The sequence below is a fragment of the Brevundimonas sp. NPDC092305 genome, assembly GCF_044755415.1.
GTDB lineage: Bacteria > Pseudomonadota > Alphaproteobacteria > Caulobacterales > Caulobacteraceae > Brevundimonas.
This window is the reverse complement of the sequence record NZ_JBIVQY010000001.1, coordinates 2,044,950-2,068,454: the sequence shown is the minus strand read 5'-3', so window position 1 is coordinate 2,068,454 and position 23,505 is coordinate 2,044,950. Positions and strand designations below refer to the sequence as shown.

General features: G+C 67.0%; 22 protein-coding genes. 7 read left to right on the top strand and 15 right to left on the bottom strand.

Going from position 1 to position 23,505, the window contains the following annotated elements; genetic code table 11:
* Positions 1-136: 136 nt before the first annotated feature.
* Positions 137-1,921 carry an acyl-CoA dehydrogenase C-terminal domain-containing protein gene (locus tag ACIQC9_RS10250; protein WP_400615197.1) on the bottom strand — a complete coding sequence of 595 codons (1,785 nt, stop codon included), beginning with the start codon at positions 1,919-1,921 and terminating at the stop codon, positions 137-139.
* A 3-nt stretch (positions 1,922-1,924) separates the two neighbouring features.
* A complete protein-coding gene (locus ACIQC9_RS10245; protein ID WP_400615195.1) occupies positions 1,925-2,410 on the bottom strand; it encodes a MerR family DNA-binding transcriptional regulator in 486 nt (161 codons plus the stop codon).
* A 56-nt stretch (positions 2,411-2,466) separates the two neighbouring features.
* Here ACIQC9_RS10245 and ACIQC9_RS10240 point away from each other — a divergent pair, with 56 nt between their 5' ends.
* Positions 2,467-2,634 (top strand): DUF2256 domain-containing protein, encoded by a 168-nt coding sequence (locus ACIQC9_RS10240; protein ID WP_400615192.1) that lies wholly within the window; start codon positions 2,467-2,469, stop codon positions 2,632-2,634.
* On the opposite strand, the gene ACIQC9_RS10235 is transcribed toward ACIQC9_RS10240, so the two are convergent.
* Together ACIQC9_RS10235 and ACIQC9_RS10230 are read right to left on the bottom strand one after the other, a co-directional pair.
* Positions 2,631-3,053, bottom strand: a complete 423-nt coding sequence (locus tag ACIQC9_RS10235) for a DoxX family protein (RefSeq protein WP_400615190.1) — start codon at positions 3,051-3,053, stop codon at positions 2,631-2,633. The two genes, ACIQC9_RS10240 and ACIQC9_RS10235, sit on opposite strands and share 4 nt — an antisense overlap.
* A 245-nt stretch (positions 3,054-3,298) precedes the next feature.
* Positions 3,299-4,702 carry a protein adenylyltransferase SelO gene (locus tag ACIQC9_RS10230; RefSeq protein ID WP_400615466.1) on the bottom strand — a complete coding sequence of 468 codons (1,404 nt, stop codon included), beginning with the start codon at positions 4,700-4,702 and terminating at the stop codon, positions 3,299-3,301.
* A gap of 191 nt (positions 4,703-4,893) precedes the next feature.
* Between ACIQC9_RS10230 and nhaA the strand changes: the two genes are divergently transcribed.
* Together nhaA and ACIQC9_RS10220 are read left to right on the top strand one after the other, a co-directional pair.
* Positions 4,894-6,087 carry a Na+/H+ antiporter NhaA gene (nhaA, locus tag ACIQC9_RS10225; RefSeq protein ID WP_400615187.1) on the top strand — a complete coding sequence of 398 codons (1,194 nt, stop codon included), beginning with the start codon at positions 4,894-4,896 and terminating at the stop codon, positions 6,085-6,087.
* Positions 6,088-6,334: 247 nt separating this feature from the next.
* Positions 6,335-9,001, top strand: a complete 2,667-nt coding sequence (locus tag ACIQC9_RS10220; protein ID WP_400615184.1) for a TonB-dependent receptor — start codon at positions 6,335-6,337, stop codon at positions 8,999-9,001.
* 61 nt (positions 9,002-9,062) lie between these two features.
* On the opposite strand, the gene ACIQC9_RS10215 is transcribed toward ACIQC9_RS10220, so the two are convergent.
* Positions 9,063-10,796 carry a cellulase family glycosylhydrolase gene (locus ACIQC9_RS10215; protein ID WP_400615182.1) on the bottom strand — a complete coding sequence of 578 codons (1,734 nt, stop codon included), beginning with the start codon at positions 10,794-10,796 and terminating at the stop codon, positions 9,063-9,065.
* Positions 10,797-10,863: 67 nt separating this feature from the next.
* Positions 10,864-11,301: an acyl-CoA thioesterase gene (locus tag ACIQC9_RS10210; RefSeq protein ID WP_400615179.1), complete on the bottom strand. Its 438-nt coding sequence runs from the start codon at positions 11,299-11,301 to the stop codon at positions 10,864-10,866.
* 138 nt (positions 11,302-11,439) lie between these two features.
* Between ACIQC9_RS10210 and ACIQC9_RS10205 the strand changes: the two genes are divergently transcribed.
* A complete protein-coding gene (locus ACIQC9_RS10205; protein WP_400615177.1) occupies positions 11,440-12,567 on the top strand; it encodes a zinc-dependent alcohol dehydrogenase family protein in 1,128 nt (375 codons plus the stop codon).
* Between the two features lie 50 nt (positions 12,568-12,617).
* Entirely contained in the window at positions 12,618-13,112 is a 495-nt protein-coding gene (locus ACIQC9_RS10200) for a DUF1993 family protein (RefSeq protein ID WP_400615174.1), read from the top strand.
* A 54-nt stretch (positions 13,113-13,166) separates the two neighbouring features.
* Here the strand turns inward: ACIQC9_RS10200 and ACIQC9_RS10195 are convergent, their stop codons facing one another.
* Positions 13,167-13,739 (bottom strand): OmpA family protein, encoded by a 573-nt coding sequence (locus tag ACIQC9_RS10195; protein ID WP_400615172.1) that lies wholly within the window; start codon positions 13,737-13,739, stop codon positions 13,167-13,169.
* Positions 13,740-13,995: 256 nt separating this feature from the next.
* Between ACIQC9_RS10195 and ACIQC9_RS10190 the strand changes: the two genes are divergently transcribed.
* Positions 13,996-14,871 carry a hypothetical protein gene (locus ACIQC9_RS10190; protein ID WP_400615169.1) on the top strand — a complete coding sequence of 292 codons (876 nt, stop codon included), beginning with the start codon at positions 13,996-13,998 and terminating at the stop codon, positions 14,869-14,871.
* Between the two features lie 39 nt (positions 14,872-14,910).
* Positions 14,911-15,354 (top strand): hypothetical protein, encoded by a 444-nt coding sequence (locus ACIQC9_RS10185; protein ID WP_400615167.1) that lies wholly within the window; start codon positions 14,911-14,913, stop codon positions 15,352-15,354.
* 14 nt (positions 15,355-15,368) lie between these two features.
* Here the strand turns inward: ACIQC9_RS10185 and ACIQC9_RS10180 are convergent, their stop codons facing one another.
* From ACIQC9_RS10180 to dcm, 8 genes are all read right to left on the bottom strand, one after another.
* Positions 15,369-16,463, bottom strand: a complete 1,095-nt coding sequence (locus ACIQC9_RS10180) for a dipeptidase (protein ID WP_400615164.1) — start codon at positions 16,461-16,463, stop codon at positions 15,369-15,371.
* A gap of 112 nt (positions 16,464-16,575) precedes the next feature.
* Complete coding sequence (locus ACIQC9_RS10175) at positions 16,576-17,253, bottom strand: hypothetical protein (RefSeq protein ID WP_400615161.1); 678 nt, start codon at positions 17,251-17,253, stop codon at positions 16,576-16,578.
* Between the two features lie 3 nt (positions 17,254-17,256).
* Positions 17,257-19,074 (bottom strand): LVIVD repeat-containing protein, encoded by a 1,818-nt coding sequence (locus tag ACIQC9_RS10170; RefSeq protein ID WP_400615159.1) that lies wholly within the window; start codon positions 19,072-19,074, stop codon positions 17,257-17,259.
* Positions 19,075-19,112: 38 nt separating this feature from the next.
* On the bottom strand, positions 19,113-19,811 hold the full coding sequence (locus ACIQC9_RS10165) for a DUF305 domain-containing protein (RefSeq protein WP_400615157.1): 699 nt from the start codon (positions 19,809-19,811) through the stop codon (positions 19,113-19,115).
* 144 nt (positions 19,812-19,955) lie between these two features.
* Entirely contained in the window at positions 19,956-20,423 is a 468-nt protein-coding gene (locus ACIQC9_RS10160; RefSeq protein WP_400615154.1) for a two-component system response regulator, read from the bottom strand.
* A 128-nt stretch (positions 20,424-20,551) separates the two neighbouring features.
* On the bottom strand, positions 20,552-21,790 hold the full coding sequence (locus ACIQC9_RS10155) for a type II restriction endonuclease (RefSeq protein ID WP_400615151.1): 1,239 nt from the start codon (positions 21,788-21,790) through the stop codon (positions 20,552-20,554).
* Between the two features lies 1 nt (position 21,791).
* Complete coding sequence (locus ACIQC9_RS10150; RefSeq protein ID WP_400615149.1) at positions 21,792-22,244, bottom strand: very short patch repair endonuclease; 453 nt, start codon at positions 22,242-22,244, stop codon at positions 21,792-21,794.
* Positions 22,237-23,490 (bottom strand): DNA (cytosine-5-)-methyltransferase, encoded by a 1,254-nt coding sequence (dcm, locus tag ACIQC9_RS10145; protein ID WP_400615146.1) that lies wholly within the window; start codon positions 23,488-23,490, stop codon positions 22,237-22,239. Before dcm ends, ACIQC9_RS10150 begins: the two co-directional genes overlap by 8 nt.
* Positions 23,491-23,505: the final 15 nt, after the last annotated feature.

Genomic DNA, 23,505 nt, shown 5'->3' with positions numbered 1-23,505 from the left:
AAGGGGGAGGGTGGCCGCGAAGCGGCCGGGTGGGGGCGGCTTGGCGAGGCGGGGTCGGCTGTTTCACCGGGCCCTTCCCACCCGGTCGTCGCGTTGCGACGACCACCCTCCCCGAACGGGGAGGGAGAAGGTCAGATCAGAACGACTCCGCCGGCATGGCCATCAGCACATCCGCCCCGGTCTTCAGCTTGATCAGGTGAGCGCCGGCGTCGGGCAGGATGCGCTCGACGAAGTAGCGGCCGGTCTGGAGCTTGGCGGTGTAGAACGGGTCGGTCGAGCCGGCGTCGATCTGCTTCTGCGCGGCGATGGCCATCTGCGCCCAGACATAGGCCAGGGCGGTGATGCCGAAGATGTTCAGATAATCGGTCGAGGCGGCGCCGGCGTTGTCCGGATTCTGCATGCCGTTCTGCATGAGCCACATGGTGCCGTCCTGCAGCTTCTTCTTGGCGTCGGCCACGCCGTCGATGAAGGGCTTCACCGACTCGTTCGACCCGTGCTCGGTCACGAAGGCGTCGATGTCGGCGAACCAGCTCATGATCGCCCGCCCGCCCTGCGACGGCAGCTTGCGGCCCACGAGGTCCAGCGCCTGAATGCCGTTGGTGCCTTCGTAGATCATGGTGATCCGCGCATCGCGCAGATACTGGCTGGCCGGGAAATGCTCGGTGTAGCCCGAGCCGCCGTGCACCTGCATCGCCAGCGAGGCGGCGTGGAAGCCCTTGTCGGTCAGATAGGCTTTAAGCACGGGCGTCAGCAGGCCCATATAGTCCTTGGCCTTCTGGGCCACGGCCTCGTCCTCGGACTTCTCCAGATCCGACTGCAACGCGGTCCACAGGATGAAGGCCTGACCGCCTTCGACGAAGGCGCGGGCTTCCAGCAACATGCGTCGCACGTCGGGGTGGACGATGATCGGGTCTGCGGGGCCTTCGGGGTTCTTGGCGCCCGTCAGGCTGCGGCCCTGAAGGCGATCCTTCGCGAACTCGACGGCGGCCTGATAGGCGGCGGTGCCGATGGCGAGACCCTGCAGGCCGGTGCCGAGGCGGGCCTCGTTCATGACCACGAACATGTTGTTCATGCCCCGGCCTTCCTCGCCGATCAGCCAGCCCTTGGCGCCGTCGTACTGCATGACTGCGGTGGCGTTGCCGTGGATGCCCATCTTGTGCTCGAGCCCGGCGCATTCCAGCGTGTTGCGCTCGCCGATCGAGCCGTCCTCGTTGACGAGGAATTTGGGCACGAGGAACAGGGACAGGCCCTTGATCCCCGGCTGGGCGCCTTCGACGCGGGCCAGCACCGTGTGAATGATGTTGTCGGCGAAGTCGTGCTCGCCGGCCGAGATCCAGATCTTCTGGCCGGTGATGGAATAGCTGCCGTCGCCGTTCGGCACGGCCTTGGTGCGGACCATGCCCAGATCGGTGCCGCACTGCGGCTCGGTCAGGTTCATCGTCCCGGTCCATTCGCCGGTCGACATTTTGGGCAGGTATTTCTGCTTAAGCTCTTCCGAGGCGTTGGCATGGATGCCCGCCCAGGCGCCGGCCGTCAGACCCGGATACATGGAGAAGGCCGCCGAGGCGCCGGCGGTGAACTGGCCCACGGCCGAGCCGATGACCGACGGCATGCCCTGACCGCCGTAAGCCGTGTCCATCATCAGCGAGGGCCAGCCGGCCTCGACCATCTGATGGTAGGCCTCTTTCCAGCCCTTGGGCGTGGTGACCACGCCGCCGTCGGCCCAGTGGCAGCCTTCCTTGTCGCCCGGGTTGTTGATCGGCGCGATGACCTCGTCGGCGAAGCGCGCGGCCTCCTCGAGGATCTGCTGCGCCAGCTCGGACGACACGTCCTGAAAGCCGGGCTGATTGGTGTAGCGGTCGATCTCCAGCACCTCGTTCAGGATGAACGTCAGGTCGCGGACGGGGGCTTTGTAGGCCATGCGTCAGGCTCTCGCTTTGAAGGGCTGGTGGTTGTGGTCGGTGCTGAGCCGCGCCTTCATCAGGCTGGCGTACTCGTCGGCGCCGGGGAGCAGGTCGGGGCGGAACTCGCCCAGCTTTTCTTCCATCCAGCGACAGGCCTCTTCGGCCGTCTCGATGGCGCCCTCGATGTCTTCGAGCTGCTGCTTCAGCGTCGCGATCTGCGCGCGGTGCTGACGCAGGGCGACGGCCATCTGGTGGGCGTTGTGATCCTTGCGGTCATACAGATCCAGCATCGACTGGATCTCCTGCAGCGAGAAACCGATACGGCGGCCGCGCAGGATGAGCTTCAGACGAGCGCGATCGCGGGCGTCGTAGACGCGGGTCTGACCCTTGCGCGCCGGATTGAGCAGGCCCTTGTCCTCGTAGAACCGCAGGGCGCGCGCCGTGGCGCCGAACTCGCGGCACAACTGGCGGATCGAATAGGTGCGATGATCGTCGGCGGTCGCCATGCCCCAAGACATAGCTCGAACTTGACGCGCACGTAAAGGGAAGCTTTTCTGACGCCATGTCGCGAAAGCACGTCAACGCTGCGGGCACGGCAAAGCGCGACTTGCCGCAGAAGACGTGCGCTTCGTGCGGCAAGCCGTTTTCATGGCGCAGGAAGTGGGCCCGGGACTGGGCCTCGGTGCTCTACTGTTCTGACAAATGCCGGACGTCAGGCAAGACGCCCTAGCGCGCTTCCCGGGCGCGGAACCACAGAACCGGCGCGGTCATGGCGATCAGGATGGCGTTGGTGATCGCCGGACCGACATCCATGCCCAGGGCGTGGACGCCCAGCATGACGGTTTCCAGACCCAGCAGGCCGGCGGCCGCGACCACCAGCAGCGGGCGGCCGTGCTTCCACGAAACGAGCGGCGCCAGCATCAGGACGGCGAGCACCACCTCGGCCACGCCCAGACCCCGGACCAGTTCGGTCGAGACCAGCGCGGGCCAGCGCATCAGCTGGGTCAGGGTGTCCATCGGCTCGGCGAGCTTGGCGTAGCCGGCGGCGACGAAGAACATCGCGATCCAGCCCTGCAGGGTCCAGAGGGTCAGGTTGCGGTAGCTGGCGTTGAGCCTTGCTTGTGAAGTTGTGAGGGCCTGAGAAGCCATGGGTCTTGTCCGGCGTCCGGGGAGGGACGCATTGTTATCTGTAACAGTCGCGATGTCGGAACGATCAGGACGATCCGCAAGGGGAGGGATTACGTCGAAATCATTCGTGATCACCGTTATGCGATCTACGCGGCCGAAGCGTGGCCGTATGCCTAACAAAGTTTAATTCTGCGTTGGCCTCGGCGCTCGATCGAACGCCTTGTCCAGCCCGCTGACCCTACCGCCACCCTGTTGCCAGCCGGGTGTCAGCAGCGAGCGGCGCCGGTCTCGCGGATGCACGCGATCTTCCTTTCGAAGGGTGTCCAGTCGTCGCCAGCGTCGATCGCGGCCCAGATCGCCTCGACCTCGTCGATCAGCATCTCTTGCGGCTCCGCGGCGGTGAAGACTGGATGCTCCAGTCGTTCCGGGCGATCCGGCTCGTGCTCGAACAGGGCGAACCGGAAGGCGTCGAAGGCCTCACCCTGATAGCTGGCCTTGCGCAGCCCGCCGAGCGCCCGCGCGGACGACGAGAAGCCGGTGAACCAGTCGAAGAACAGCGGCTCCCAGCGCAGCGCCTCGCCGCCTTCGCGCAGCAGGGCCAGCGTCGCATCCAGCAGTCGCTGGTCCGCCGCCTCGCCGAGGCTTTTAACCCCCAGTCGCCGCAGGAAGGCCGCGCGCAGCTCGCGGATATAGGCCGGGCCGAACCCGTTCAGCGCCTCGGTCAACAGCTCGGCATCCGCGACCAGCTTCAACGCCCCGCCCAACTGTGTCAGGGCCCAGAACACCGCCTCCGGCTGGCGGGCGAAGGCATACAGGCCGGTCTGGTCGAAATAGGCGGCGGTGAAGCCCGGCTCATAGTGTGGCATGAACCGCCACGGGCCGTAGTCGAAGCTCTCGCCCGTCACGTTCAGATTGTCGGTGTTCAGCACCCCGTGCACGAACCCCGCCGCGACCCACGCCGCCGTCAGTCGCGCCGACGCCTCGACCACGGCCTGCAGAAAGCCCGGCGCGTCGCCGGCCGCGACCTGCGGGTGATAGAGGAAGCGGGCGTGCCCCAGCAGGGCCTCGATCTGATCCTTGCGCCCCAAGTACGCCGCGCGTTGGAAGGTCCCGAACCGGATGTGGCTGTGCGACAGGCGGACCAGCACGGCCGAGCGAGTCGGCGAGGGCTCGTCGCCCCGCTCCAGCGCTTCGCCGGTCTCGATCAGGCTGAAGGCGCGGCTGGTCGGCACGCCCTGCGCCTCCAGCATCTCGGCCGCCAGCACCTCGCGCACGCCGCCCTTGAGCGTCAGTCGACCGTCGCCGCCGCGCGACCAAGGCGTCGTGCCCGAGCCCTTTGTGCCGAGATCCAGCAGCCGGCCGTCGTCCGCCCTGAGTTGAGCCGCCAGAAATCCGCGCCCGTCGCCGAGATCGGGATTGTAGGTGCGGAACTGGTGGCCGTGATAGCGCATCGCCACAGGACCGGGCTGGGCCGGCAGGGGCTCGAACCGGCCGAAGGCGGCGATCCATTCCGCCTCGGTCAGACCGTCCAGCCCCACCGTCGCCGCGGCCCGGTCGTTGCGGAACCGCAGGATCGTCTGCGGGAAGGCCGCGGCCTGTACGGCGTCGCCGAACTCGTCCCCCAGATCGAAGAACCGGGGCTCGGGGCGATAGGCGGGGGAGGGCGGCATGGCGCTCAGGTGCCCCCGAAGCCGCGCGCCCGCAAGGGCGTCGGCTTGCATCGGAGAGATACCACCGGCTAATTGCCGCACAGAGATCAGGCCGGGCTCGCCCGGTCGGGCCGGCGCGAGCCACGCGAATCCGGTCCGGCGTCCGTCGATAACCGGACGCCGCATCTGTCGTTTCCGCTCAGGAGGCCGCCGTGGCGCGCAAGATCACACTCGACTTCCTCAAGACCGAGGCCGCATCCGGCGCTGTGCTGGGGGTCGCGGCACTGGCGGCGCTGGTGGTCGCCAACTCGCCGTGGTCGGCCGCCTATTTTGCCTGGCTGAAGAGCGAGCACGTGCTGCAGATCGGTCCCGTCCTGCACCGGCTGACCATCAGCGAATGGATCAAGGAAGGCCTGATGGCGGTCTTCTTCCTCGTGGTCGGGCTCGAGATCAAATACGAGATTCTGAAGGGCGAGCTCAGCGATCCGAAAAAGCTGGCGACGCCGGTGCTGGCCGCACTGGGCGGGATGGTTGCGCCGGCGCTGGTCTATCTGGGGGTGTCGGGCGCGGGTGGCGGACCGCATCAGGGCTGGCCGATCCCGCTGGCCACCGACATCGCCTTCGCGCTCGCCGTCTTCGCCATGGTCGCGCGGAACCTGCCTTCATCGTTGCGGGTCTTCCTGCTGACCCTCGCCATCGTAGATGATCTCGGCGCCATCGCCCTGATCGCCGTGCTGTTCTCCAGCGGCGTGAACTGGATGCTGGTGTTCTCGCTGATCGTCGTTCTGGCTGTGGGTGCAGTGGTCGGGCGCTGGCGGATCCCCGCACCCTTCTGGATCCTCGGCTTCGCCCTCGCCTGGCATCTCAGCGTCAGCGCGGGTCTGTCGACCTCGCTCATGGCCGTGGCCTTCGCCGCCATCGTTCCGGTCAATCCGCGACGCGAGGATGGGCAGAGCCCGCTGAAGGAGTCGATGCACGATCTCCATCCTTATGTGGCCTTCCTCGTCCTGCCCCTGTTCGCCTTCGCCAAGGCCGGCGTGTCCTTCGCGGGCCTGTCGCTGGAACAGGCGATGGCGCCGCTGGTGATCGGGGTCGCGCTGGGCCTGTTCGTCGGCAAGCAGATCGGGGTGATGGGCGCCGCCTGGCTGGCGACGGCGATGAAGCTCGGACGGCGTCCGACCGGCGCGACCTGGCTTGAGTTGTACGGCGTCTCGCTGCTGTGCGGTGTGGGCTTCACCATGAGCCTTTTCATCGGCGCGTTGGCCTTCCCCGGCGCAGTCGATTCTCCCGAACAGGTAGAGGTGAAGCTGGGCGTGCTCGGCGGCTCCTTCCTGTCGTCGGTCGTCGGCGCAATCGTCTTGTCGATGGCGGCGGCTCGGCGAAAGAAACTGGTCGCGGGATTGTGATTTTGCGGGCGAATCCGGGCGAATATTGACGTAGCGTCATTCCTTTTTGTCGCTTTTTCGTCACAGGTCGCCTTCCCGCCACGGTAAAAATCGCCCCGCCCCGTGACGCTTCTTGTCGGTGAGTCCGGCTTGGATTACCCAAAACGGTGGAGGAGCCGCGCCCCGGAAGAAGGGTTCGGCCCCAAGGGATCAGGAAACGCCGTAGCTGTCCTACCAAAGGGCGTGCGGCCTCGTCGGGGGAGCCGCCATGCGCCGCACCAACATTCTTCGCACCACCGTGTCCGCCGCCGTCGTGGGCGCCTGCGCCTTCGGCTTCGCCGGGGTCGCCGCCGCGCAGACCGCACCGCAGGACCAGCCGACGACGATCGACGACATCATCGTCACGGCCCAGAAGCGCGAGCAGAACCTGCAGGACGTGCCGATCGTGGTCACCAGCCTGTCGCAGGAAGCGCTGCAGGACGCGGGCGTTCGCGACATCAAGGATCTGCAGATCCTGACCCCCGGCATGACCGTGACATCGACCCAGTCCGAGGCCTCGACCACCGCCCGTATCCGCGGCGTCGGCACCGTCGGCGACAACCCCGGTCTGGAAAGCTCGGTCGGCGTCGTGATCGACGGCGTGTACCGCTCGCGTAACTCAGTCGGCTTCGGCGACCTTGGCGAACTCAGCCGCATCGAGGTCCTGAAGGGTCCGCAAGGCACCCTGTTCGGCAAGAACACCTCGGCCGGCGTCATCAACGTCATCACTGAAGCGCCCGCGTTCACACCGGGCTATGGCCTGGAACTGACCGGCGGCAACTACGGCGCCTACGGCGTGACCGGCTCGGTCACCGGCCCGATCACCGACACCGTCGCCTTCCGCCTGTACGCAGGCACCCGCAAGCGGGACGGCTTCTATGACGTGAACACCGGCGACGGCCCGCGCACCACGACCGACGATCAGAACCAGGACTTCTGGACCGCCCGCGGCCAGTTGCTGATCCTGCCGAACGACAACGCCTCGATCCGCCTGATCGCCGACTACACCAAGCGGGACGAATACTGCTGCGTCGGCGTGAACATCCGCACCGGTCCGACCTATCCGTTCGTCGACGCCCTCTCGACCGGCACCGGCCAGCGTCCGCCCGCCACCGGCTTCGGCGTTCTGCCCTTCTCGCGCACGGCCTTCGCCAACCGCGACACCGGCCAGAAGATCGAGGATATGGGCCTGTCGGCTGAAGCCAACATCGACTTCACCTCGCTGAACGCCACCCTGACCTCGCTGACTTCATGGCGCCGCTGGAGCGGCGACCTCGGCATGGACATCGACTACACGGGCGCGGACATCGCCTATCGGGTCGATGACGGCGACTACGGCTATGACGTCGAGAACTGGACCCAGGAATTGCGTCTGGCCGGCCAGACCGACAAGGTCGACTGGCTGGTCGGCGTCTTCGTCACGCACGAGGACATCGGCCGCAAGGACAGCTTCTACCTCGGGCCGGACTACACCAACTTCCTGTCCTATCTGCTGACCGCCAACTTCAACCGCGCCAGCCCGGCGATCCCGATCAGCCCGAACAGCTTCGGCTGCCTGTCGCGCCCGGGCACCACGGCCGCCCAGATTCAGGGCTGTCTGGCCACGGGCGGCACCGGAACCGGCCCGTTCGGACCGGGCGGGGCGATCGTGACCGTGCCGACTCTCCAGGCGACCGGTCCGGGCTTCATCACGGGACAGGGCATGGAGGACCGCTACAGCCAGTCTTCCGAGTCCTACGCCATCTTCACCAACAACACCTGGCACGTGACCGACCAGTTCGATATCACGCTCGGCCTGCGTTACACGCAGGATGAGAAGCGCGTTCTGGGTCAACAGACCAATATCAACGGCAACGGCGCGACCTGCGGCGCGGTGGCGGCCAACCAGGCCGCTCTGGCCGGCGCCTTCGGCGGCGGCGCCGCCGGCGCAGCGGCTGCGGCGGGCGTCATCGGCAACTCCTGCCTGCCGTGGGCCAACTTCGCCTTCACCAACCGTCGCATCTCGGAGTCGTTCGACGACGGCGAGGTCTCCGGAACGATCAAGGCGGCCTATCGCCTGAACGACTCGGTCATGGCCTATGCCTCGTACGCCCGCGGCTACAAGAGCTTCGGCTACAACCTCGACCGCGTGCAGAACGGCATCACGCCGACCGCCTCGCTGCTGTTCCCGTCGGAAGTCGTCGACAGCTACGAAGCCGGTGTGAAGATGACGCTGGTCGACCGCACCCTGCTGCTGAACGCGACCTACTTCGACCAGACGTTCGAGGACTTCCAGCTCAACACCTTCCTCGGCACCGCCTTCGTGGTGGAATCGATCCCCGAGCTGACCTCGCGCGGCGTTGACGCCGACATGCTGTGGTTCACCCCGATCGACGGCCTCAGCCTGTCGGGCGGCGTCACCTACACCAAGACCGAGTACGGCGAGTTCACCGCCGCGGACCTGACCAACCCGGGCAGCTTCCCGCAGCTGTCCCTGCTGCCGGGCTCGAGGGCGTCGTTCGCGCCCGAGTGGTCGGTGTCGGGCTCGCTGAACTATGACCGCAGCCTCGGCGGCGGCCTGCGCGGCGGCTTCAGCCTCGCGGCCAAATACATGTCGGAATACAACACGGGTTCCGACCTGCTGCCGTACAAGATGCAGGACGCCTTCACGACGCTGAACGGCCGCATCTCCATCGGCTCCGAGGATGAGCGCTGGACCTTCGAGGTCTGGGGCCAGAACCTGACCGACGAAGAGTATGTGCAGGTCGCCTATAACGCCCTCGCCCAGGGCACGGCCTTCCAGTCGACGGTCCAGCCGAACGGCACCTTCTACAACCCGGCGCTGGACACCCAGACCTACGCCGCCTTCCTCGGCCAGCCGCGCACCTACGGCGCGACCCTGCGCATCAAGTACTGATCGCTCCGTCCAGGCGGATCGAGGAACCGGCCGGGGGCGACCCCGGCCGGTTTTGTTTTGATCAGTCGATCCGCAGGCTTTCCACCCGGCAGTCGCAGCGCTCCGCGCGCAGCACGATCGTGTTCCGCCCCTCCAGCAGGGGCAGGGCGGTCGTCCGCAGATCCCGCCATGCGTCGCCGTCGCCGGCCGGCAGGGTCATCTCGACCGGGACCCCGCCGTTCACGGCGACAGACACCCGCGCCTCGCCCGACGACTTCAGCCGCACGCTGACAGACCGCCCGCCCGCGCCCTCGGCCTCGACCGTGTAACGCAGCCACTCCCCGTCCACGAACTCGGCCACGACCGGCTCGCCGGCCTCGCGCGCGATGTCCACGCCGTCGTTGCGCAAGGTGCGCCCGGTGTTCCACCACACCCGCTCGCGGGGCCCCTTGTAGTCGGCGTCATGCGTATCGAACCAGGCGACGCCCGCCGGTCCCATGTCGTAGTCCACCGCCCGGATCGTCACGCCGCCGGCGCCGATCCGATGATCCGCGAACGGCCGCGCCGCGTCGGAATGCGGCTGTCTCAGCATCGCGTCGATCACGTCCGGATGCTGGATGTTATGCTCATACCGGATATCGCGCGTCGCCAGCGTCATCAGCGCCGCCTCGGCTTCCTCAGCCGTCGGACGCGGCCCGTCAGCCGTCCAGTACGCCACGAGCTTCGCCCAGCCGGGATTGGCCGCGATCTCCAGCGGCTGGTTGAAGCCGATCTTCTTCAGTGGCCAGAAGGCCCAGCCTATGCCCTCGCCCTCCACCAGCGCGATCGCGTCACGGAACCAGACGTTGGAGTTCTCGCCCGACTCCCCCAGCCAGACGGGCGCGTTCCGCTCATCCCTCAGACGCGTGATGTCGGCGATCGAGGCGGCGTTGTTGCGGTTCCAGTATTTGTGGAAGCTAAGGACCAGATTGTCGTCCCACAGCGCCGGCAGGCCCTTGTAGTTGTTGCCCCAGCAGTTGCCCTCGACGACGATCAGATGGCGCCGGTCGACCTCGCGGATCGCCGCCGTGATCTCGCGTTGCAGCGCCCAGACCGCTTCGTTCCGCGTCTCGGCGCAGCCGTTGCCCAGGCCGGCCGTATCGAAGTTCCAGTTCGGCTCATTGATCAGGTCGTAACCGCCGATCCCCGGCTCGTCCGCATAGCGTTCGGCCAGCCTGCGCCACAGCGCCACCGTTTTGCGCCGGTTCTCCGGACTGTCCCACAGCGGGGGCTTCGCCGGATCGCGGTCCGAGATTGCCAGATCATTGCCCTGACCGCCCGGCGCCGCATGCAGGTCGAGGATCAGATGAATGCCGTTGGCCTTCGTCCACGACAGCAGTTCGTCGATCCGCTCGAACCCCGCCTCATGCCAGGTGTCCTGCCCCGCTACAGGCTCCTGATCGACCGGCAGGGTCAGCTGATCGTAGTGGATCGGCAGGCGCACCGAGTTGAAGCCCCAGCGCGCCATGGCGTCGATGTCGGCCTTGGTCGTGTGATTTTCCCGCCAGGCCTCATAGAAGGCCTCGGTCTTCTCCGGCCCGATCAGGTCCTCGATCCGGGCCCGGATCACATGCTGCTGCCCCAGCGCGGAGAGCTGCAGCATATAGCCTTCCTGCAGCATCCAGCCGCCCAGACCCATGCCGCGCAGGATGACCGTCCGCCCGCTCTCGTCGACGATCCGCGTCCCGTCCGTACGCAACCAGTCCTGTGCCGAGGCGGGCGTGGCGGAGAGCATCGTCAGGGCTGCCCCAAGTGCGGCCCCCGTCGTCCGGATCATTCGTTCCTCCCGGCTCTTGTCGGCCCTGGGAACACTCTCAATCAGTATGGCCGAACCGGCCAGACACTCACGGTTTCAGGCTGTCCAGAAAGCCGCGCATCTTACCGTCCACCGGCACAGGCCGCTTGGTGTCGCGATCGACATAGACGTGCACGAAGTGGCCGACCGCCGAGGCGTCGTCCTCATTGTTCTTGAACAGGCCGATCTCGTAGCGGACCGAACTGGTGCCGACATGCGCCACCCGGACCCCCGCCTGAATCTCGTCCGGGAAGGCCGTCGGGGCGAAGTAGCGGCAGCCCGTCTCGACCACCAGTCCGATGGTCTTGCCGTTGTGGATGTCCAGCACGCCGTTGACGACCAGCAGCCGGTTCACCGCGGTGTCGAACCACGAATAATAGACCACATTGTTCACATGGCCGTAGACGTCGTTGTCCATCCACCGCGTCGAGATCTGCTGAAAGCGCTGGTAGTCGCTGCGCTTCGTCCGTTCGATCGTGCCGGTCATAGTTGCTCCCTCTTTGCGCTAACGCTCGCGACGCGGTCGCTCGCTGTTTGAGCGCGTTTCATCCCCCGGCGCGTCTATGCACGCCTGAACCCAGCCTTGGGCTTGACGGACGCCGCGTCAAGCGCCTCGCATGCACGGATGGAAACCAGAGCCGCCGTCCTCCGCGCCATGGGCGCCGCCAGACCCTATGCCGACAGCCGCCCCCTGTCGGTCGAGACCGTGACGCTCGACCCGCCGGGTCGCGGCGAGGTGCTGGTCGCCGTCAAGGCCGCGGGCCTTTGCCACTCGGATCTCAGCGTCATCAACGGCGACCGCCCGCGCCCCATGCCGATGGCCCTGGGTCATGAGGCGGCGGGGGTGGTCGAGCAGGTGGGCGAGGGCGTCGACGACCTCTCGCCCGGAGACCATGTGGTCATGGTCTTCATGCCCTCCTGCGGTTGCTGCCTGCCCTGCGCGGACGGACGCCCCGCCCTGTGCGAGCCCGGCGCGGCCGCCAATGGCAAGGGCGAACTGCTGGCCGGCGGACGACGTCTGCACGACAGCCACGGCGACCTGAACCACCATCTCGGCTGCTCCGCCTTCGCCGACCGCGCGGTCGTCTCGCGCCGGTCGCTGGTCAAGGTCGACCGCGACCTGCCGTTCGAGCATGCGGCCCTGTTCGGCTGCGCAGTCCTGACCGGCGTCGGCGCGGTCGTGAACACCGCGCGGGTCCAGGCGGGCCAGAGCGTGGTCGTGATCGGTCTCGGCGGCGTCGGCCTGTCGTCCGTGCTCGGGGCTCTCGCGGCCGGAGCCAGCCCTGTCGTCGCCGTCGACCTGTCCGAGGACAAGCTGGCCCTCGCCCGGTCGCTGGGCCCGGTCCAGACCGTCAACGCCTCGGCCGCCGACGCCGTCGAACAGGTCCGCGCCCTGACCCATGGCGGCGCCGATTTCGCCTTCGAGATGGCCGGCAGCGTCCGTCCGCTCGAGTCTGCGTGGAAGATGACCCGTCGCGGCGGAACCACAGTCACCGCCGGCCTGCCGCCGCCCGACGCCGCGCTGGCCGTCAACGTCGTCTCCCTCGTCGCCGAGGAGCGCACCCTGAAGGGCAGCTACATCGGAACCTGCGTCCCCTCGCGCGACATCCCCCGCTATGTCGCCCTGTTCCGTCAGGGCCGCCTGCCGGTCGACCGCCTGCTCAGCGGGGTGATCGCTCTGGACGACATCAACACGGCTTTCGATGACCTGCACGAAGGCCGCACGGTGCGGACCGTGGTGACCTTTCCCTGAGGCCGCGCTAAAGCGGCACAGTTCTCAAAAGAAACGAACTGGAAACGCCCGTGGCCACCGAACTCTACGACCTGACCGTGCCCGTCTTCACCCGCGGCCTGACCAATCTTTCGAAGCTGCTCGACAAGGCCGTCGCCCACGCCGGCCCCGACGCCGAGGGCCTGCTGCAGCGCCGGCTGATCGACGACATGCATCCGCTGGCCAAACAGGTCCAGATCGCGACCGACAGCGCCAAGCTGTGCGTCGCCCGCCTGTCCGGCGTCGACGCGCCTGTGATGGACGACACGGAGACCACCATCGACGAGCTCAAGGCTCGCATCCAGGCGACGCTCGATTACATCGCCTCAGTCCCGCGCGAGGCGATCGACGGGCAGGAGGGCAAGGAGGTGGTGCTGAAGTTCCCGGGCGGCGAATGGCCGTTCAAGGGGATCGACTATGTGGTCGGTTTCGCCCACCCGAACTTCTACTTCCACCTGACCACGGCCTATGCCCTGTTGCGGCAGGCGGGGGTGCCGCTGGGCAAGCGGGACTACATCGGCGGATAAGCAAAACGGCCGCCCCTCGCAGGGCGGCCGCTTCATTTGGTGGTCGTGTCGATCCTAGCTCAGGACGACGATCGCCACGCGACGGTTCTGGGCCCGGCCCTCGCGCGTGGTGTTGTCCGCAACCGGGGCGTCCTCGCCGTACGAGATGGTGGCCATCCGGTTCAGGGCGATGCCCTGGGTGCTCAGCGTGCGGCGAACGGCTTCGGCGCGGGCTTCACCCAGTTGGCGGTTGTAGTTGGCGTCGCCCGCCGCGTCCGTGTGACCCTGGATTTCCAGATAGACGTTGCGGTTTTCGCTCTTCAGACGCTGGGCCAGTTCGGCCAGACGCTGTTCGGCTTCCGGCGACAGGGCGTCGCGGTTGGACGGGAACTTCACCGAGTCGTCGGAGAGGACGACTTCATAGAGGAACTTGCCCTCGGCCAGCTTGTGGGCGTCGTTGGCGCGGGCCAGCGCTTCGCCGGCGGTGCCTTCGACACGGGCGACGTTGGCGTCGGTCTGGTCGACGCGGGCGTCGACGACGGCGAGGTTTTCACGGACGAACTTGTGGCTGGCGCAGCCGCTGGCGGCGAGGCCCAGCACGAGCACGGCGCCGGTCATGGCGACAGTCCTGAGGGTCGATCTGTTCAAGGCGTATCTCCTGTATCCCGGGGCGCGACATCCGGTCTCATGCGCGCGGCTAGTGAGGTCAGGGCTAACGGCCAAGTCATGACCCGGTTGCGGCGGGAAGGTGTCAGCTTGGCCGTAAGGTATGGTGAAGCTTGATGATTTTCCGGTGATCTTCGCCACGATGCTGACGTGTTGGAGCGGCTTGATCGGGCCCTGACCGTCGCCTCGCCCCGGAGCCCATGCGTCTGCAACCTCCCGAACCGACACAGGATTCGGCGTGACTGATCCGCGCCGCCTGCAGGCCCCACAGCAGCCCCCGCCGCGTCCTCGCGACCGGCGCGCATGGGTCGTGGCGGTGGTAACCAGCCTGTCAGTCCATCTGGCGATTTTATTCGCGATTCTTTTCGCCAGGACCGCTCCGGACCTGAATCTGCCCGAGCCTGCGCCCGCGATCATCGACGTCAGCCTCGTCCAGCCGCCCCCTCCGCCGCCCCCACCGACGCCTGAGCCGTCGCCTCCGCCCGGTCCGGCGAACGACCCCGAGCCGCCCGCAGCGACACCCACCCCCGTGCCCGCCGCGCCCGCGGCGCCCCGGGTCGCGCCGCCCGCCGTCGCCCCCCGACCCAGCCGGACGCCGCGTCCGGTCCCGCCCGATGTCGAGACCATCGCGGCCGTCGCCGCCTCCAGCACCCCGTCCTTCGCCACCGTTGGCGCGGCCCAGCTGGCCGGCGCCCTGAGGGCGGGTGCGGGGTCGGGGGGCGGTTCAGGCGGAGGAGGCGGATCCGGAGGCGGGGGAGGAGGCTCCGGCTCCGGCGGATCCTGCGACATGGTTCGCCGGCTTCAGGACGCCCTGCGCGACGACCCCGATATCCAGGCGGCCATCGCCGCCGCCCACCGCGAGGCCGATGCCTCTGGCCGCGCCCTGCTGGTCTGGAACGGCGACTGGATTCAGAACCCGGGGCAGGAGGGCAAGGGCCTCGCCGGCGTCCGTCAGGCCATCGCCGTCGAGGTCGCCTTCGCCCCGCGCGACTGCCGCCGCCAGCGCGTCAACGGCTACGCCCTGATCGCCCTGACCGAATCCTCGACCGGCCCCAAGGTCGCCCTCGGTCGCGGCGCATGGACATGGGACGACCTGATCGACCGCCGTCGCTGACGCCTTGAGCCGCCGACCGCGCCGGGCCATCCTGCGCCCATGACCGACGCCCGCCCCCTCCGCCGCCTGATCGACCTGCCCGGCGTCGACGCCCTCGAGCTCAAGGCCCTCATGAAGCCGCGCCTGGCCGATCCGGACGAGCGCCACGAGCACCCCGAGGTCGATGAAACCGCCCTCGCCGCCTTCGGCCTGACCCTCGACGAGGCCGAGGCCGTCGACCTCCCCTCCGACTGGCCCGCCGCCCTCCGGCGACTGGACCGCCAGTCTCCGCTGGAACTGGTCGACGCCTTCGAGGCCGAGGGCTGGGACGTCACCGACGCCAAACGCAAACCCCTGCGCGTCCTGCCCCTGTTCGCCCTGCCGCTGGCGTTGGCCGCGCGGGGCGTGGCGGGGGAACTGCCGTTCGTGGCCGAGCCGGATCAGCCCACGACCGACTGGGGATCGAGCCTGAAGGCGGATGCAGCGCGGTTCAGGAAGCGGTGAGGCGCTGACGGTTGTCAGGCTGGATCGGTCGCGGCGCTGAAAACCCTCACGAAGTTTCCACCAAGAATCTTGTCGATGTCCGTGGACGAATAGCCTCTCCGCACCAAGGCGGTCGCGAGGACCGCCATGCGGTGGGGGCCGTCCATGTCCGCGCATGTCACATGCCCATGAAGCGGCTCAGCTCCCGCCCGACCGAGGTTGCGGGCCTGATAGGCGCTCAGGCGCGCGACCTTGCTCGCTTGCGGACTGGGGTCGCCCATGGCCGGCTGATCGCTGCCGAATCCCGCCGCTTCGATGCCGCCGATCCTGACGACATGGTCGATGTGATCCACGACGTCCTCAACGGAAGACGTGTCCCGGTCGGTGAGCCAGCGGCTCATCATAAATACGCCGAAGAAGCCGCCCTTGTCCGCGAGCGCCCTGATCGCCTCATCCGTCTTGTTGCGCAGGCTGGGGTTCAGCGCCCGGCACCCAGCATGCGTGATCGCCACTGGTCCCCGGGACGCGCGAATGGCCTCAATCGTCGTGCGTTCACTGCAGTGAGAAAGATCGATCAGGCCGCCCAGCCGGCCCATCTCCTCGATAACCCGTGTCCCGAGCAATGACAGGCCCCCGTCCTGCGGTTCCATGAAACCGTCACCGGCGCCGGTTCTCTCATTGTGGGTTAACTGCAGGATTCTGAGGCCCGCTGTATGCAGGGTCTTCAGGTTCTCGAGGTTCTGGTCGGAATAGGAGATGACCGACGGCCCGAGGATCGAGGCGTCCTGACAGGCGAGGATCACGCCCAGCCTGTTCTCATCGCGTGCGGCCTGAAAATCCGCTCCTGTCCGAACGAGGTGCAAGGCGACGCCCGCCTCGCCGAGGCGCGTGTTCCATGCCGCGAGACCTGCGATCGCCTCGGGCAGCGCCCGGGGAAAGATCGTCATGTCCAGAACCAGGGCGTCCATGCCTGTGGCCAGAACTTCGGGACCATCCACCGACCCGGCGCCGCCGATCGCCATGGCGTCGATGACGAAACCACGACCGGGCGCGCTTCGAGCCCGGGCGTTTCCAACATGGACCAGAGCCACGCCTCCGACGGACGCGGCCAGCATTTCGCGACGGTTCATCTGTGATCCCTCGGAGAGGCGTTCACCATGTCCCGGTCACGCCACCGTCTCGAGTTAAATCACCGTAATCCAAAAAGAGGGGTACGGGCCGGGCCTCATGGATTTGGCCGCCTCAACGTCCTGAAGACCCCGGCTCATCCTCGGTCGTCCCGGCGCCGCCGCCCATGCCCATACCCATGCCGCCGCCGCCCTTTCCTCCGCCACCGCCGCCCTGACGGCCGCCCTCGCCACGCGCGCCGCCCTTTCCGCCACCACCTGCGGGCCGCGTCGGACCCTGCGGCGGGATGGCCAGTCCGGCGGGGACCGGCGCGAGGTCCAGCGCTTCGCGGATGAAGTCCCGCAGCGAGACGACAAGTTCATGCACATGCACCGGCCGCCCGGCGACCAGCTCGCGCGCGGCCTGTTCGGCCAGCCGCACCTGCCCCTCGGTGCCCAGCAGGATGATGTCCGACAGGGCTCCCTCGACGGCGTCGCGGATGCGACGGCCGCGGTCCGATGCGTCGGGGTCGGGCGCGGCGGCGCCTTCACCCGCCTCTACGCTGCGCCGGCGCAGGTCACGTAGGTGCGTCGGGTCCACCGCCAGGTCGCCGGTGAATGACCCGCCCAGCGTTTTGTAGGCGGCGATCAGCGTCTTCAGCCGCTCGTTGATCTGCCGGTTCACCCGCTCCCGCCGCTGCTGGATGGTGAACATCATCAGCAGGCGGATGCCCATCCCGATCAGGGTGAACAGCGCCAGTCCCGCCAGCGTGGCCAGCAGGCTGTCCCACGAGCTGAAGTCCAGCCCGCGCACGGCTCAGGCCGCCAGACGCTCGAACACGCCCGCCAGCGAACTTAGCCGCGCCTTGTCCGCCGCGACGGTCGAGGCCCCGGCCGCTGTCTTCAGCGAGGTCGCCACGGTCGCCGCGCCCGCCTTGTCGGCCGAACCCCCGCGCCAGCCGGTGATCGCCGCCCCGGCCTGCGTCGCCAGGGCTCCGTCGATCCCGCGCGAGCGCGTCAGCTGGTCCAGATAGGCCTGCGCCACGTCCGGGCTGTCGGCCCACTGGATGCGGGTCTGGGTCTGCGGGTTGATCGTCTCGGCCATCACGCTCTCGGCCGCCGCGATCTCGGCCGCCGACAGCTGGTCGCTGGGCTCCAGCTTCAGAACGTCCAGACCGCGCGCGATCTCGCTGGAATAGATGCGGCCGTTCAGCCAGTAGGCCGACCACGACCCGCCCACGGCGACGCGGTCGGGCTCGATCGGGCCACGGTCGAAGTAGGCGATCTCGACCGGCTTTTTCGGATCGGTGAAGTCCATCACCGAGACGCCGCCCTGATACCAGGCCTGCACCATCAGATCGCGGCCCGGCACCGGCACGACGTTGCCGTTGTGCGCCACGCAGTTTTCCGACGCGCCCTGGATGCCCGGCAGCTTGTGGAAGCTCTGGCCCTTCAGCGTGCGGTCCTCGACCGTGGCGATCAGGTTGGCGCCCCAGGTCGCCGGATCCTCGGCCCGGCAGCGCGCCCCGATGCCGCCGCCCCACTCGTCGGTGAAGACGATCCGGTCAGCCGTGTTGTTGAACGTCGCCGAGTGCCAGTAGGCCATGTCCGGGTCGAACAGGTCCGAAATCCGCGCCGGGTTCTGCGGGTCCGAGATGTCCAGCAGGATGCCGTTGCCCGCGCACGCGCCGGCGGCGAGGTTCATCTCCGGATAGACGGTGATGTCGTGGCACTGGTTGGTCTGGGAGGTGTCCTGACTGGCCACACCCACGCGCCCGCCCCGCCACAGCCCCGCGACCTGCCCCGTCTCGCGGTCGGCGAAGATGCGCGGCCGGTTGACGATGGCGGCCTGTTCCGGATGGTCCAGCGGCACCTTGATCACGTCGATCGAATAGAGCGCCGTCTCCGGGTTCTTGTCCGGCTCGCCGTCCGTGCAGATCGACAGCTCGTCCGTCTTGCGCACCCCGGCCGTGCCCGAGTTGTAGATGTAGAGCACGTTCCGGTCGCGCGGATCGGGGACCAGAGTGTGCGTGTGCGAGCCGCGGCAGGTCTGCACCGCCGCGATCTGGCGCGGGGCGTTCAGGTTCGAGATGTCGAAGATGCGCACGCCCCGGAACCGGTCCGCGTTCACATCCCCCTCGGCCGCCGCCGTGCCGCAGTCCAGCCGCCCGCGGTTCTGCTCCACCGACATGAACAGCAGGTTCCCGTGGATCGAGAGGTCGCCCTGTCCGCCCGGACAGACCACCGACATCACCAGCTTCGGTTCGCCCTCGCGCACGTCGTAGGCGTTGAAGCCGTTGAAGTTGCCGACGAACAGCCGCCCGTTCGACATCGCCATGTCGCTGTTGGACAGCGCCAGCGGCGTGTATTTCGGCGGCGTGGCCGGGGGCGTCGGCGCGGGCGCGCCCTCCGGCCGGGGCGGCGAGGGCCGGAACAGCGCCTCGGGATCGAAGAAGCCCGGCGGCGGCGCGACCGAAGACACCAGCGTCATGTTCGACGCCGCCTGCCCCGCGTCCCGCAGTCCCGGCGACAGCGTCGTGCGCGCATCCGGGGCCGGCGTCTGGGCCGACGCCATCGAGGCGCCCAGCAGGCCAAGGGCGGCGACAGAGGAAAGCAGAATTCCGCGAACGATCATGGCCGCTCCTTGTGACGAGGGGGTTTGGGACGAAAATCTCAAAGGTCTGACAGTACGAATTGCATGCGCCGGATCTCGGCGGTCTGGTCGCCGACGACCGAGCTGGCGAAGTCCGACAGCATCGGGTCCTCGGCCGCATCCGGTCGCGCCAGCATCTCGTCGACCATGTCCAGCGCGCCCTGATGGTGCTGGATCATGCCTTCCAGAAACAGCCGGTCGAAGTCCGCGCCGCGCGCCGCCGCCAGCCGCTGCATCTGCGCCGGCGACAGCATCCCCGGCATCAGCGCGGTTTCCGACGCCGGCATGGCGTGGCCCTCATGCGCCGAGTGATCCATCCCCGCGTGGCCCATCCCCGCCATCTCCAGCGGCTGGCCGCGATCCCTCAGCCAGGTCCGCATCACCTCGATCTCGGCCTCCTGGCTCATCGCGATCCGCCGCCCCAGCAGCTTGACCGTATCGCTCTCGCCCTGAGCCTCCAGCAGGCCGACCATCTCCACCGCCTGACCGTGGTGCACGATCATATGCTGCATGAAGGCCACGTCCCCCGGCGTGAAGGTCGTCCGGCTCAGCGCCACCGCATCCCCCGCGCTGATCACGCGAGAGGCCGCGCCCGGCGCGCCCGGCTGGAAGATGGGAGGAGAGGCCGGCTGCCCCGGCGAAGGGGAGGGGAGCGGAGTCTGCGGCGTCAGGGGCCCGGCGATCACGCCGGCCAGAACTGCACCCAAAAGGAACTGCACGCGTCCCGTCCTCCCTGACCGGCCGGTTTACGGCGGCCACCCTAGGCGTCGCCGTCCGGAGTCCGCAAGACGCCGTCGTCGCGCGCCGCGTCGTCTTCGTCGTCGGACAGAAGGGCTCGGGCGGTTACGACCGCCGCGCGTCGGCTAGATGCCGCCCGCCTCCACCATGTCGGTGGCCCGCCGCATGCCCGCGCCGCTGTTGAAGCGGCGGCGGTCCGGCCCGGTATAGATCGCATTGTCCACCCACGGACGGGCGATCCGCGACAGGTTCTCCAGCCGGCGCAGCAGATCGCCCTGAGAGAACGGCTTGCGCAGGAACTCGTGCGCCCCCGCGTCCCGCGCCGCCTTGATCGTGCTGGTCGTCGCGTTGGCCGACAGCACCATGATCGGCGCCTTGCGACAGGCCAGCGAGGATTTGCGGATCCCGCGGATAAAGGCCGGCCCGTCGATCTCGTCAAAGAACTCGGTCACGATCAGCGTCGGCTCGATCGCCGCCGCCGCCTGCATCCCCCGGTCGCGCCCCGGCTCGATCGTCACATCCCGGCTGCCGAGGGTCTTGAGCGATTCCGCCAGCAGCTTGGCGATATGCGCATTCGGGTCGACGATCAGCACGCGCCGCACCAGCGGCTCGACCCCGGCCAGAGTCGAAGGTTTCAGCGAAAACATCGCAGGCAGTCCCCGAAAAACGTTCGGAGGAGACCGTACAACTATAACACTGGTTTTCGATTAACGGGGACGCATCAATCAGTGCGGCGTGCCCGTGCTTTGACGACGTCGAGGAAGTCCTTCAACGAAAGGAGCCAGTCCTGCTGCTCATGGAGATAGCTGAGCTGAATGGGACGGGGCACGACAAGCTGGAGGCCCTCGCCAATCATTTCGTTTGTCTGGTTCAGCGAGATGCTCGGCTCCAGCGTAACAAGATGCTTTGCGCGCGCCCGGTTTCCTTCTGACAGAACCTGTCGCCACCTGTCTTTGCACGAGGACTTGGACCCAAGGAGCGTGATCTTTGCCGGGTCGAAATCAGGATCGTGGTAGGCGGCTCCGCTAGGGAAGAGGAAGTCGGGCTTCTTGTTGCCTTCCGTTTTGGCGCCTCGGTCAAACGCCACGTCATGGCGCGCGAACAGCGCGACGAGGTGGTTTTCCAGAGAGTAGCCGGCCCGGGATTTACGTCGGTTCTGCACGCTGAGTGAGAACGAAACAAAGCCGTCGACATTGGTTGAGCCGTCTTCATCGACGAACCCGGCGGCAATGCGTTCGGAAATCAGATGGCGCTCGAAGGCGTAAAACATCGCCTCTTCGGTTTCGATCCAGTCCATCAGAGCTTGATCAGGATCGCCAAGCAGATCGACTGTCCTGGTGTGTTCTCGGGCGAAAGCCGAGAACACTGCTGTCGCGGGAAATGAACGGCCGAAGCGCTCGGTCAGCAGATCCAGCCAGTTGTCATCGGCGACCTCGACCTCGACGCCGATCTCATCCAGAATCTTTCGTGCGGCAAAGGAAAGCTGCCCTCCGGCCTCGCCTTCGAACTCGGCTTGTGCGAACCCCTTTACCGGAGCTTGCAAGCCGAAAAGCCAGAGCAGTTGCCGCTCAATGTCGCTTCCTGATCTGCAGATCAAAACCAGCAGATGGCGTTCCCGCGTGAGGCAGACGAAAAGAGAGTCGCCGTCCCGCGCTCGATACACGATCGGCTCGGCCTCGGCTGTGTAGAGCAGCCGAGGTTCAGGGTTTCTGTGCGGCTGGTTGATCCGCGAGTCGTACCAGGTCGCCGTGCTATCAAGGGTCTCCGGCGCTTCCTCGTCCGTGAGCCAGAGATATCGGGTCGAGATGACATGCTTCGCGACCGGCATTCCGAGGAACGCCTGCAACACCCGGGTTCCCTGGAACTCGTGCCCGTTTGAGACCTGAGGGTCGACTTCGGTGCTGCTGAGGCGCTTAACGCCTACGCCAATGAAGTGGTCGGCGAGGTAGCCGCGCTTCACTCTACTTTCTCCCGGAAATCGTCAGGCGAGACCCGCCTGTCAGCAGCCAGTCTGCGCACTGGTTGATCACCTCATCAAGCGAGCGACGTGTTCTGCCTTTCAAGGCGCACTCCCAGATGGTCGCTACGCGCCAACCTGTCGCGAGCAGCAACTCGGCGGCCTCTCCGTCGACTTCCCGGTTCCGCTCGATCTTTCTGCGCCAGAACTCCGGCCGGCTATTCGGCCATTTGAACAAATGGCAGTCGTGCCCGTGCCAGAAGCATCCGTGCACGAAGATCACCGCGCGATGCTTCGGCAGACAGATATCCGGCTTGCCTGGCAGGTCGCAGTGCAACCGATAGCGAAAGCCCCGCGCATGCAGCGCCTTACGAATGATCAGCTCCGGCTTTGTGTTCTTGCCCCTGATGCCGGACATCATCCGGCTGCGGGTCGCCGGATCGACGACGTCAGCCAACCCCGGCCTTCGACCGCTTTCCGAGTGCAGCGAAGAGATGCGGCTTCATATGTTCGGCAACGGCTTTCACGGCCGGCACCACAACAGAATTGCCGAACTGGCGATAGGCCTGGGTGTCCGAGACAGGAATGATGAACTCATTGCCCTGCGGTGCATCGAAGCCCATTAGTCGGGCGCACTCACGGGGCGTAAGCCGCCGCGGAGCTTTGCCCTCCTGCTTCACAAGGATTTCCGACCCGTCCTTGTAGTAGCGGGCGGACAGGGTCCGGGCGACGCTCTCCGGGCCGACCAGACCGAAGCCAAACCCGTTGCCCGCCGCCTGGTGCTTTTCCTTGTAGCGCTGGAGATAGTCCCACAGGTGATCGGTCAGGGTGTATTTGTCCGCGACCCTGCCCGAGTTGCCGACGGTGAAGCGCTGATCCGGCGCCTCTGAGCCATCGCCTGGATGCAGGATCATCTCCAGCTTCGGCGCGGCGTCCGGTATCTTCATCTCCGCGAAGCGGAAGGCCTGATCCTCCCGGAAGCCGGCAATAAAGATCCGTTCCCGGTGTTGCGGGGTCCAGTGACGTCCGTCGATCACGCGATAGTCGACCGTGTATCCGAGTTCCTTCTCGAGCACGTCCTTGATCGTCTGGAAGGTCCGACCCTTGTCGTGACCAACCAGGTTGCGGACATTCTCAAGCAGGAAGGCCGCGGGTCGGTGGTGTTTGATGATACGCGCGACATCGAAGAACAGAGTGCCTTGGGTCTTGTCCTCAAACCCATGGGCGCGGCCTAGGGCGTTCTTCTTGGATACGCCGGCGATGGAGAAGGGTTGGCATGGAAAACCGGCCAACAACACGTCGTGCGCCGGGATGTCAGCGACATCGACCTTGGTGATGTCGCCGTTGATGCGATGATCATCAGCAGGGAAATTCGCGGCGTAGGTCTTCTGGCTGTACTTGTCCCACTCCGACGTGAAGACGCACTTGCCGCCGATCGACTCAAAGCCGCGCCTCAATCCACCAATGCCAGCGAACAGATCGATGAAGGTGAAGTCGGCGGGTTGCTGGTCCTTGCCCCCCCGCAGCAGCTTCAGAGCGGGTTGGGAAACGGCAGGAGAAATCGGGCCGTCAATGTAACCTAGGCGGACCGCTTTATCGGTCGCCGCCTGGCCAGCCTGTTTCACCATGAGAGCGTACTCCGACACAGGCGATTCCTCGGCTGCCCAAGGTGGCAGACTGGTGAGATTCTGCCAGGAGAACAAGTTGTGAACAAGGCT

Bases quoted from the DNA above. Each gene is read 5' to 3' on its own strand.
- ACIQC9_RS10185 (WP_400615167.1), top strand. From the start codon at position 14,911: ATGACCGACGCCCGCCCCCTCCGCCGCCTGATCGACCTGCCCGGCGTC.
- ACIQC9_RS10205 (WP_400615177.1), top strand. From the start codon at position 11,440: ATGGAAACCAGAGCCGCCGTCCTCCGCGCCATGGGCGCCGCCAGACCC.
- ACIQC9_RS10220 (WP_400615184.1), top strand. From the start codon at position 6,335: ATGCGCCGCACCAACATTCTTCGCACCACCGTGTCCGCCGCCGTCGTG.
- ACIQC9_RS10230 (WP_400615466.1), bottom strand. From the start codon at position 4,702: ATGCCGCCCTCCCCCGCCTATCGCCCCGAGCCCCGGTTCTTCGATCTG.
- ACIQC9_RS10170 (WP_400615159.1), bottom strand. From the start codon at position 19,074: ATGATCGTTCGCGGAATTCTGCTTTCCTCTGTCGCCGCCCTTGGCCTG.
- ACIQC9_RS10240 (WP_400615192.1), top strand. From the start codon at position 2,467: ATGTCGCGAAAGCACGTCAACGCTGCGGGCACGGCAAAGCGCGACTTG.
- ACIQC9_RS10180 (WP_400615164.1), bottom strand. From the start codon at position 16,463: ATGAACCGTCGCGAAATGCTGGCCGCGTCCGTCGGAGGCGTGGCTCTG.
- ACIQC9_RS10235 (WP_400615190.1), bottom strand. From the start codon at position 3,053: ATGGCTTCTCAGGCCCTCACAACTTCACAAGCAAGGCTCAACGCCAGC.
- ACIQC9_RS10210 (WP_400615179.1), bottom strand. From the start codon at position 11,301: ATGACCGGCACGATCGAACGGACGAAGCGCAGCGACTACCAGCGCTTT.
- ACIQC9_RS10245 (WP_400615195.1), bottom strand. From the start codon at position 2,410: ATGGCGACCGCCGACGATCATCGCACCTATTCGATCCGCCAGTTGTGC.
- ACIQC9_RS10250 (WP_400615197.1), bottom strand. From the start codon at position 1,921: ATGGCCTACAAAGCCCCCGTCCGCGACCTGACGTTCATCCTGAACGAG.
- ACIQC9_RS10215 (WP_400615182.1), bottom strand. From the start codon at position 10,796: ATGATCCGGACGACGGGGGCCGCACTTGGGGCAGCCCTGACGATGCTC.